The 4,125-nt window shown below is 35.8% G+C and carries 7 protein-coding genes; all 7 read left to right on the top strand.

Going from position 1 to position 4,125, the window contains the following annotated elements:
- The first annotated feature begins 231 nt into the window (after nt 1-231).
- Nucleotides 232-477 carry an AbrB/MazE/SpoVT family DNA-binding domain-containing protein gene (locus J6L95_RS01880; RefSeq protein WP_287457940.1) on the top strand — a complete coding sequence of 82 codons (246 nt, stop codon included), beginning with the start codon at nt 232-234 and terminating at the stop codon, nt 475-477.
- On the top strand, nt 474-779 hold the full coding sequence (locus tag J6L95_RS01875; RefSeq protein WP_287457939.1) for a type II toxin-antitoxin system PemK/MazF family toxin: 306 nt from the start codon (nt 474-476) through the stop codon (nt 777-779). Before J6L95_RS01880 ends, J6L95_RS01875 begins: the two co-directional genes overlap by 4 nt.
- A 97-nt stretch (nt 780-876) precedes the next feature.
- Nucleotides 877-1,506, top strand: coding sequence for a hypothetical protein (locus tag J6L95_RS01870; RefSeq protein WP_287457938.1), 630 nt, complete (start codon nt 877-879; stop codon nt 1,504-1,506).
- 393 nt (nt 1,507-1,899) lie between these two features.
- Nucleotides 1,900-2,250 (top strand): hypothetical protein, encoded by a 351-nt coding sequence (locus J6L95_RS01865; RefSeq protein WP_287457937.1) that lies wholly within the window; start codon nt 1,900-1,902, stop codon nt 2,248-2,250.
- Between the two features lie 67 nt (nt 2,251-2,317).
- The gene (locus J6L95_RS01860) at nt 2,318-2,707 is read left to right on the top strand and encodes a hypothetical protein (protein WP_287457936.1); all 390 of its coding nucleotides are present in this window, start codon (nt 2,318-2,320) and stop codon (nt 2,705-2,707) included.
- A 250-nt stretch (nt 2,708-2,957) separates the two neighbouring features.
- Nucleotides 2,958-3,206, top strand: coding sequence for a hypothetical protein (locus tag J6L95_RS01855; protein WP_287457935.1), 249 nt, complete (start codon nt 2,958-2,960; stop codon nt 3,204-3,206).
- A 60-nt stretch (nt 3,207-3,266) separates the two neighbouring features.
- Nucleotides 3,267-3,737, top strand: a complete 471-nt coding sequence (locus J6L95_RS01850; RefSeq protein ID WP_287457934.1) for a hypothetical protein — start codon at nt 3,267-3,269, stop codon at nt 3,735-3,737.
- The last annotated feature ends 388 nt before the right edge of the window (nt 3,738-4,125 follow it).

Below are 4,125 nucleotides of genomic sequence, written 5' to 3'. Positions count from 1 at the left end.
TAGTAGTGCCTTTTGGTAGTATTTAGTTTTTGTGTGGTAACTTAAACAATACATCATCAGGGCGTCACTATCTACTGCTTTTTAAGTAAAAGAAACGCTGCGCCACAGCCTTGGCAGGCCGTCGCGCAGCGACTTAGTTCACTTTCAGTATAATGAACTAACCTTAATGATGAATAAGTTGATTTTTTTGACTCGGGGATATACAATGTATATACAAAGGAGGTATTGCTTATGCAAGCTCAAGTTAAAGCATGGGGAAATAGTCAAGGAATTAGAATACCCAAAGAAGTACTTCAGGAAGCAGCTGTTTCAGTTGATGATGTTCTCGATATCAAGGTATCTAATGGCATGATAATGCTTGTTAAACCATTTAGACATAGAACACTGGAAGAACGTGCTGCAGAATATGGTGGGCAGCTCCATTTAGACGGTGAATTTGACTGGGGTGAACCGGTAGGAAGAGAGATTTGGGAATGAAGGAAGAATTGCATCAGGGGGATATACTTAAGATTGAACATATCAAGAAACCGGTTCTTATTGTGAGTAAGGATTTCTTTAATCAGACTTTTGAGATAATCGGCTGTCCTATTTTTGAAAAAGGGGAAGCAGGACCCTTACATATACATATCAAAACTGAAGACGTAGAAGGTTATGTGCAATGCGAAAAAATGGCACTCCTTGATTTAAATATCAGGGGTTATTCGAAGATTGATAGGATACATTATCCTGACATTATAAATATCACAGACGCTATTCAAGGAATCTTTGACTACATCTGAAAATGAATGGACTACCCTCACCGACTCCACGTCGGAAAGGGTAGTCCATTTACGAAAGATAATATAGACAAGGACTTCGTGTATTTAGAGGAAAACTATGGTAAGTGAAGAATATACAAGATTAATAAATCAGATAAATGCAGTAGGTTCACAGAAAGCTGATGGATATAGTACAAATCTTCTAACAGATATTCCGGAATCAGAAAAGGAAGAAGCGGAAAAACAGATTTGGGAGACATATTATGAGAAAGAGGATACTGATATTCTTGTATTATTTCCATTACTAAAAAAATATGATGGAATAAATGCTCTGAAGGAGATTATAAATAGCTATATTATTCCTAGTGAAGAGTCTGAACTAATTGCTTGTTTACTTTTTAACAGCACAAAAGATTTGCAGTATTTAGAACTGATAGAGAAAAATATAATTGCTTCAGGTTATGACTATCATTATATAACTTTGGCAAAAGGCTTAAGGCCTGATCAGAATGTATATAAAATGTTTACTAGAATTTATAAACAGTGTGCTGAGACAAAGGCTCTTCAGGCTACTATAGATGGAATATTATATAATAAAGGGATTATGAGTGATTCAAATGATTTAAATGAAGTAATACGGTTGAGAGAATTAATTTTATTTATGAGAGATACAGAAAGAGACCAGGTAATTAGTAAGCTTGAAAGTGGGTGTTTTGATAAGTATAAATCACAGTCGAAGCCACAGTAAAATGGGAAGATTTGGATTATTCTGAATATGAATCGAAATTTTCACATGATACATATGCATATTTTAAAGTCTTTGAAAAAATTCGAGTATATAATTTCTAGAGGATGCTTCAGGTTTATCGCCTGGAGCTTCTTTTTCGATATTGATATTAACAAACAACAGATTGGGGAGAATTAAAGAGAGGTTCGTCAGAAATATCATGTAGATCTTTGGGATAAGAGTTCGTCACGAGCCAGGAAAACTTCTGAGTGGCAATTTGCGGGTAATGAATCTTATGTTCGTGTACGTATAACGCTGCAACTAAAATGGTAAATACTTTTCCTTTTTGTTGAGTGATTATATAATTTGATAGATTGATAAGAATCGGGATTTATGGTGGAGAAGGAAGATTATATGGGACTTTTAAACATTTTTAAAGCAAAGAAAAAAGCGTGCAATATACAGTGGACTCTTCGTGTGGCGGAAGATGATACGCTGGTAGAGCCGGAGACATTTGAAATTAATCTTGATAACTTCTTACAGGATCTAGAGATGGGATATATAGAGTTTATTGTGTTGGCACCTTCGGAAGTAGTTAACGGCATTACCTTTCTACAAGTGGCAAGTAACAACAATGGTTACATGCATGTGGAAGCCGGACTAAATGAAAAGAACTCACAAGGACGGCCGAGAATACTGTATCATGATGATGTCAGCATCGGAGAATGTCTTGATATGTTAAGTGCATTTTATAGGCAGGGTTGAGTTGATACTTTCGGATGGAAAGACTTAACCTGAATTTGCAAATCGGCAGTTTGTACAGGAGGAGATATTGCATTTAATTGATTTTATAGGTAAAAGAGTAAAGAGTTGTTTACAGAGTATTAAGGCGAAATCTTCAATATCTCCCCAAAAGGTAGAGGGTTACTTTTCTGTAACATTTCATGCCTTTTCGAATGGAAGAAAATTTTTTATAGATGACGTCAGAGGTGATGACGTAGTAGTTATCATTGGTGACGAAGTATATGCTAAAGAGCATGGTTTCCATCCAATAGAGCGCCCATTATGGATAAATCAAATTCATAATGAGAACTTTGATGAGTTTCAGATGACAATGCATAATGTGAAAAATGGAGAGGAGATTGTTACAAAGCTTGATTGGTCGCAAATGCAAATTAATTGGACCAGGTATAAGGAAGGCGTATCATGCCACCTAAATTAAAATTAAACGCATATATAAATCTATGATATGTGTTCTACTATCCTATTTATCTATATATTCCTGAGGGTTTGCCCGAAGGATAAGGGCGCTGAAACAGGGATGTTTCAGGGCTCTATTATATTGCCAGATGAATTTAACATTCAAATAGGGAATTAGGAGGGTTTATTTTCTCAAGATAATGATTGTAGGTGCAATGTGAGGTAGATATAATAGGATAAATTCTTTAAATACTACTTGGGGGGACAAGGTAATGAGGGTTACAAAGGAATATTCTAGAAATAAATCGTGGAAAATAGCACTTATTGTTGGCATAGTTGTTTTGGCTGTAGCAGTGATTGCGGGGTATATTATTATAGAACAAGTTGATATTCTTGATCTGGTTGTTATTATCACGATTCTGATTCCGGCTTTAATTTGGGATTATCTACCATGCCTGCTTATTATTGTGGGGCTGGGTATTGCTGTGAAGCTAATTATGACCAGGAAAAAGGACAGTTAGGAATTGGTCCTATGATTATTTGCGGATGAAATCGATAAATCGAATTTGTGGAGTAGAATAATGATAGTTTTTTATGCAAGAAGCATACTTAAGTGTGTAGTATTAACAGGGATACTCGTATGGATAATTTATAAAATTGTATCGGGGAGGCCAGTATTATCGCCTTCTTCAGCAAGAGGATCCTTTAAAGTCTGGTATGAGCAGCATTTGCGGGTAGTTGATATGAGCTTAAAAGTTCTTATAGCTCCGGTGGCAGTATTTTGCTTTATATATTTTGTTGTTCCGTTTTCTTTGGATATACCGGATATTATCAATGATAATTTCCAGCAGGTATCAGGAACCGTGCTTACCAAAGCATATTCATCTCGAGACAGTGAAAGACTTATCAGAATAGCTGATGATAAATCCGGTGAAGAAATAAGTGTTTCTGTGTTTTATGACCGTGCGGATAAAGGAGACTACATAGAAGTAAAATATCTTAAACACTCTAAGTCCGGTGTGGTTGTTAAACATGTTAAGAAAAAAGGCTGATAACAGAAATTGAAAAGGTAAGTGTAACGGAAACTTCATTAATGCGTGTGCACACTTCCAAGTCGATTTCGGGAAACGTATTTATGCGGTTTAAGATTGTAGTTTTGTACATTAAATTCAATGAACCTTTTTCTGAACATTTTGATTGAGATCTTCCGGTGTCAAATATTAAAAGTTTTGACACCGGTATTTCAATGATATTTAAGGATGCTTTTACCGGGACAAAAGCTGATCGCCCGGAGCTCGATAAATAAATTAGAAAAGTTCTAAGTTTGGGGCTCAAAATTTAGAGCTTACCAGTAAACTGTAAGCCCCAAATTTAGTACTTTTCCTTTGAAGCAAGTCACGCGCGCGGACTGTATATGCAGTTTTTATTCTCCGCGACATG

The sequence above is a fragment of the Kandleria sp. genome, from assembly GCF_017934775.1.
Lineage (GTDB): Bacteria > Bacillota_I > Bacilli_A > Erysipelotrichales > Coprobacillaceae > Kandleria > Kandleria vitulina.
Note: the sequence above shows the minus strand (reverse complement) of the source record. Positions and strands in the feature narration are given on the sequence as shown.

Excerpts from the sequence above, each read along its gene's own strand:
- J6L95_RS01880 (WP_287457940.1), top strand. The coding sequence starts at position 232 with ATGCAAGCTCAAGTTAAAGCATGGGGAAATAGTCAAGGAATTAGAATA.
- J6L95_RS01875 (WP_287457939.1), top strand. The coding sequence starts at position 474 with ATGAAGGAAGAATTGCATCAGGGGGATATACTTAAGATTGAACATATC.
- J6L95_RS01870 (WP_287457938.1), top strand. The coding sequence starts at position 877 with ATGGTAAGTGAAGAATATACAAGATTAATAAATCAGATAAATGCAGTA.
- J6L95_RS01865 (WP_287457937.1), top strand. The coding sequence starts at position 1,900 with ATGGGACTTTTAAACATTTTTAAAGCAAAGAAAAAAGCGTGCAATATA.
- J6L95_RS01855 (WP_287457935.1), top strand. The coding sequence starts at position 2,958 with ATGAGGGTTACAAAGGAATATTCTAGAAATAAATCGTGGAAAATAGCA.
- J6L95_RS01850 (WP_287457934.1), top strand. The coding sequence starts at position 3,267 with ATGATAGTTTTTTATGCAAGAAGCATACTTAAGTGTGTAGTATTAACA.